This is a genomic window from Clostridium sp. (genome assembly GCF_040797585.1).
Classification (GTDB): Bacteria; Bacillota; Clostridia; order Clostridiales; family Clostridiaceae; genus Clostridium_Z.
In genome coordinates, this window is record NZ_JBFNEO010000005.1 from 25,603 (window position 1) to 31,796 (window position 6,194).

At 29.2% G+C, this 6,194-nt stretch carries 4 protein-coding genes and 1 other annotated feature; all 4 genes read right to left on the reverse strand.

Going from position 1 to position 6,194, the window contains the following annotated elements; genetic code table 11:
• Positions 1 to 34 precede the first annotated feature (34 nt).
• Positions 35 to 1,321, reverse strand: coding sequence for a serine--tRNA ligase (gene serS, locus AB2369_RS00715; RefSeq protein ID WP_367664548.1), 1,287 nt, complete (start codon positions 1,319 to 1,321; stop codon positions 35 to 37).
• Positions 1,322 to 1,491: 170 nt separating this feature from the next.
• Positions 1,492 to 1,701: a binding site (T-box leader), on the reverse strand.
• Positions 1,702 to 1,974: 273 nt separating this feature from the next.
• A complete protein-coding gene (locus AB2369_RS00720; protein WP_367664549.1) occupies positions 1,975 to 2,346 on the reverse strand; it encodes a DUF1667 domain-containing protein in 372 nt (123 codons plus the stop codon).
• Positions 2,347 to 2,359: 13 nt separating this feature from the next.
• A complete protein-coding gene (locus AB2369_RS00725; protein ID WP_367664550.1) occupies positions 2,360 to 3,754 on the reverse strand; it encodes an NAD(P)/FAD-dependent oxidoreductase in 1,395 nt (464 codons plus the stop codon).
• Positions 3,755 to 3,918: 164 nt separating this feature from the next.
• A partial coding sequence (locus AB2369_RS00730; RefSeq protein ID WP_367664551.1) for a UPF0182 family protein occupies positions 3,919 to 6,194 on the reverse strand: 2,276 nt, incomplete at its 5' end.

Sequence of the window (6,194 nt, forward strand, 5' to 3'; positions counted from 1 at the left end):
ATAACCTCTATATCATAGTTAATTTAAATATCTTCTATTTATTCTTTATAACATCAGTTCCCATATAAGGTATTAAAACCTCTGGTATAGATACTGTTCCATCTTCATTTTGGAAATTCTCAAGTATAGCTGCTAATGTTCTACCTATTGCTACTCCTGATCCATTAACAGTGTGAACAAACTTTGGCTTATCCTTTGGATTTTCCTTATATCTTATATTGGTTCTTCTAGCTTGGAAGTCTTCAAAGTTACTACAGCTTGATATTTCTACATACCTATTATAACTTGGCATCCATACCTCTATATCATATTTAAATACTGCTGTAAATCCTAAGTCACCTTTACATATCTTTACTACTCTATACGGAAGACCAAGTCCCTTTAAAACTGATTCAGCATCACATACAAGTTTTTCAAGCTCATTATATGACTCTTCTGGCTTTGTAAACTTTACAAGCTCTACTTTATTAAATTGATGCTGTCTTATAAGACCTCTTGTATCACGTCCAGCTGATCCTGCTTCTGCTCTAAAACATGCGCTATATGCAACATGATTTATTGGAAGTACTTCTCCACTTAATATTTCATCTCTATACATATTAGTAACAGGAACCTCTGCTGTTGGTATTAAAAAGTAATCATTATTATTTTCAAGTTTAAATGCATCATCCTCAAACTTAGGTAACTGACCTGTTCCTGTCATAGAGTTTCTATTAACTATAAATGGAACAAATACCTCTTCATATCCATTTTCTCTCGTATGAGTATTTAAATAATAGTTTATTATGGCTCTTTCTAAAGTAGCTCCTAATCCCTTATATACAGTGAATCTAGATCCTGTTATCTTTCCACCTCTTTCGAAGTCTAATATACCTAAATTTGTTCCAATATCCCAGTGAGCTTTAGCTTCAAAATCAAACTTAATAGGCTCTAAGTTTTTTCTTATTTCTACATTATCTTCATCTGTATCTCCTTTAGGTACCTCTATATTTGGTATATTAGGAATTGTAAGCATTAAAGCCTTACTCTTTTCATCTATATCAGATAACTTTGTATCAAAGTTTTTAATTTCCTCACCTATTACTTTCATCTCTTCCATTATAGGTGCAACATCTTCTCCAGCCTTTTTTAATTTTGGGATTTCACTAGATACTTGGTTTTTCTTAGCCTTTAGTGCCTCTACTTCAACTAAAATACTTCTTCTCTCATCATCTAATTTTAAAACTTCATCTAGTTGACTTACATCAAAATCTTCTCCACGATCTTCCATTAACACTTTTATTTCTTCTAAATTGTTTCTTAATCTTTTAATATCTAACATATATATTCCTCCTTAATATTTTTCTAAAGTTTTATCCTATGCGTACAACCTCTAATACTCCCTCTCATTATAAGTTGGATCATTGAGACGTTACACTCCTAGATAATTTCAATATTTAAATTTTATTTGATATATTTATTTACAAATAAAAAAGAGCCAATTTCATCCCCACAAGGGACGAATTGACTCCGCGTTACCACCCTAATTAATTAAAATAATATAATATTACTTTAACTCTCTTATATATATTAACGATTTTATCGTACTGCTTAATCACAGTCCCTCCAAGGTGGATTCTTAAGACCTAAGTGTTAGTTCTCACCTACCACTAACTCTCTTTAAACTCAGCATCCTAATACTAGCCTCTTCAACGGTTTTACATATATTGAATTTTATTACCATTCATTATATTATACACCAATCTTAGTGTCAATACAAAGTTAATTATTATTTATTAAGTCTTATAGAACGAATCTTCCTTCAGGTGATGTTCTTTCCCCCACCTGAAGATTTAGATGAGTTAATCTAGGGGCGTAGCAACTGTTATCCCCCACCTTTTAAGAGGATGGGGGTGTTACAGTTTGTAACCATCAGATAAATCCATAGGCTTACAACCCAAAGAAATTTCAAGTGCAAAAACTCTGATATATTTATTAATCATGTTTATCTCTTTCTATAGATCTGCAACTTATTATATCTACTTCTGTATTTAAGATATTCTTACAAATTATATCACCTATTTTTATAGGTGGTCCTACATATATTCTACTAAGAGCCTTAGAACATTCTACCCATAAAGACCTATCTATTTCCTTAGAGCTTTTTACTGGTACAACTTTATGCTTTTCAGAGCCCTTAATTCTTATTATAGTTGTGAATATATCTTTATCTTCTTGGCTCTTAAATTTTCCATATTCTAAACCCACTTCACATTCATTTCCATATATATCTATATAATCTTTGTCTTTATATATATGAATTACGCAGCTCTTATGACACCCTTCACATATAGAAGCTTTGTACATTCAGACCCTCCTCTTATACTTCATCAAATTCTTTTATTCTAGACTTTATCATTTTAGAATTTTTAGAATCCTTTACTATGTCAGTAAGTTTCTTATTAGTTTCTCTAGCTAATATAGAAATTATTCTAATTAAACAATAAGATCCTTGGCATCCTCCAAAGGTAACTCCAGTTCTTCTTTTTATTCCCTCCACAGTTCTGGCACCTAATGGTCTTCTTATACTATCTATTATCTCAGCCTCAGTTATTTGATTACATAAACATATTATATTAGCATATCTAGGATCTATTTTTATAAGTTCATTTATCTCCTCATTGTTCATTTCTTTAAACCTATAAAAATCTCTTCTCTTATCTATAAAATTCTTTTTCTCAGTACACTTTAAGTTATTAATAACCGTTTCACATACCATATTTGCTATAGCTGGTGTTATGGTTACTTCACTAAAATTCTTACCTGTTATTTTTATATATCCTCTTTTTTCTATATCTGAATCCTCTACCATTATCATATCATTGTATATGTAATCATGATAAATATTATTTACACCCTCTAAATTTATTTCACTAATAACTTCTGATATTCTATCTACTCCATAACTTACGTGTATTTTCTCTTTTCCACTTACTGCTGTTATCGTGTTTCCAGTTAGTGATGGTATAGCATAAAACTTATCTTTATCCTCTCCCATAGAGTATATAATGTGATTAAAGTGTTCTTTATACTCCTTTTCTAGTACAAAATAAGTTATCTTTTCACTTTCTTTAAATTCATCCATAGAAGTTTCTATATCATAATTTTCATAGGGAGTTGTATTTATAACTATTTTACTAGTAAATTTATTTTTATTTGTTGATACCCTTAATCCTTTAGTGGATTTTTGAATATCCAAAACCTCTTCTTCTAATCTAAAATTAACACCATTATCAAAAGCTATTTCTGCATAAGCTAGGGCTAAATCATAAGGACATATGACCCCTGTATTATTTGAATATATAGCCATTTTGGCCTCTGATTTTATATTTGGCTCTAATTCTTTAATTTTATTAGAATCTATTAATTCTATTCCATCTATCCCTCTTTTTTTAGCTCTGTTATAAATATGCTTTATATTTTCAACCTGCTTATCATCTTCTGCTATAATTAAAGAGCCTGTTCTCTTAAATGGTATATCAAATTTATTGCTAAGCTTATCAATAATCCCATTACCTATTACCTCAAGCTTTGCCATAAGATCATCCTTTGTTTCTATTCCATCATATACTATAGCTGTATTAATGAAAGCTATGTCATCTGCTATATCATAGTCCTTTTCTATTAAAGCTATATTTAAATTGTATTTAGATAACTCATAAGCTACTGCACAGCCTATAAGCCCTCCACCCAATATAAGAATATCATAATCCATGAGGTATCCTCCCTCCTTTTTTACTTCTTCTGTAATAAATTCTATCATATTAAAGATAGTAATAAAATAATTAATGACCTATAAAAATTTAAATCATTAAAATTAGACACAGTATCCCTGTGCCTAATCTTAAAACTAAAATATATTTTATTTATTATAAAATTTTACTCTATATTGCCAAGAATATCTCCAAGCTCTTTAATGTATTCTCCATATTTTGCCCAATCACCGTTTTTCTGTGCCTCTATGGCTTTATTATAAGCCTCTTTTGCTTTATTTAAACTATCCATATCTATAGTATCTTTATTATCTTCTTTTGGTTTATTGCTAATTGATGTATCTCCACTGAATAGAGCATTTAACGCCTTATCTACGCTCTCTTCTATTACTACCTTATCTCCATTATACATTATAACCCTTTTCATTTCTGGTATACCGCTGGAGTTACTTGCTACAATATATAATGGTTCTACATATAACAAAGAATTATTTATAGGAATTATTACAGTCTCTCCTAGTATTACATCTGAATTATTAGATTGCCAAAGCTTTATTTCCTTAGAAATATAATCATCTTGCCTTATAGTATTATTAAATAGCATTGGGCTATATATAGTTTTTTGTGGAGGAAACTTAAATAATGTAAGCTTTCCATAGTCCTCCCCATCCATTTTAGCTGATAATATAGATACCATATTTTGTTTTCCCTTCATATTGAAGTAATCAAGCATTACCATTTCAGTTTTATCCTCACCTGGAAGTCTTGTTACTATATAAGGTATTTCCCCTGATTTATCTTCCTCTTCTGTTATATCAGCATTATCTGTAAGGTTTAATCCATTTTTAGACACTTGCCATAAATCTTCTCCATTAAAGAATATATATGGATCAGTCATATGATACTTTTCTAGAACTTTACTTTGTAACTTAAATAATTCTTGTGGATATTTAAAATGCTCTTTGAATCCTTCTGGCATCTCAGAAACATCTTTAAATAATCCTTTAAAGATATCAGCGTAACATTTAATTAATGGATCATTATTATCTACAATATAATAATCTACAGTCCCATCGTAGGCATCTACAATTACCTTTACAGAGTTTCTTATATAGTTAATTCCTTTATATGGCTCCGCAAACGGAAACTTATCAGATGTTGTATAAGCATCTATCATCCAATACAACTTACCATTATTTATAACTGTATACGGATCCTCATCATATTCTAAGAAAGGAGCTATTGTCTTTACTCTATCCATTATATTTCTATTCATTAACATTTTACTTTCTTTGTTAATATCCTTAGATAATATAATATTAATGTCTTTTTCTTTTAAAGCAAAAAGAATTCTATTTATCCAGTTAAGCTTTACTCCATCTTTACCATCATATTTATTAGTTTGATTCTCTCCACCCTTAGGCGCATCAAACTCTTCTGTATCTGTATTTGTTATAGCATAATAATTCGTATTTTCTCCAAAGTATATTCTTGGATTATCTAATTTAATGTCTGTACTATTTTCTGGTGGTATATCTTTTATTATAAAATCCGGTTGTCCCTGTGGTGTTACAGAATTAACTTTATTCATTACCATACCAAAGCCATGGGTATATTTTAAATGTCTATTTATCCAAGTATTAGGCTCTATAGCATCTGTATTAATTTCTCTAGGTGCTATAAACACTTGATTATATTCTCCATTTATTTTATATCTATCTACATCTAAATCATTGAAGTTATAATAATATCTTATAACTTGAACTTGATTATAAAAGTTTAATGTTGGCTTAACGGAATTTATTTTTATATTATCAAATATATCCTTATTATTTTTTACATCTTCTTTTGTTAAATCATTTTTTACATCAAATGGCCTTTCCTCAATAGAATCTATATTAAAAGCCTTTCTAGTTAAGTCTATATTATGTTGTATATAAGGCTTCTCTAAATCCATCTCATTAGCTTTTACAACTAATCTCTGAACTGCTATAGCTGCAACATTCTCTAACACTACAAGAGATACAATTACTCCTATAGATATAAACACTGGCTTAAATTTATGTTTTCTTACATTAATAAATACAAGTATAGAAAAAATCATTGCTACAATGGTGATTAACCTATAAAAAAGTAATGTTACCTTTATATCTGTATAACTTGCCCCAAATGCTATACCTCTTGGGCTATAAACAAGATAATAAGCCTTTAAAATATAACTTACAGCTATTAAAAGAAGCATTATAGAAAATAGAATAGCAAGTTGTTTACCTGCTAGATTCGTAAACTTACTTTTCATATATTTAATTTTAGATGTATCGATGTCAAAATTAAGTCCCACAACTTTATCTTTTAATAACAATACTACATAAGAAACCAAAGTAATTCCTATAAGCATAATAATTATTAAGGTTATAGCATTTAAAATAGATTGAATTAATG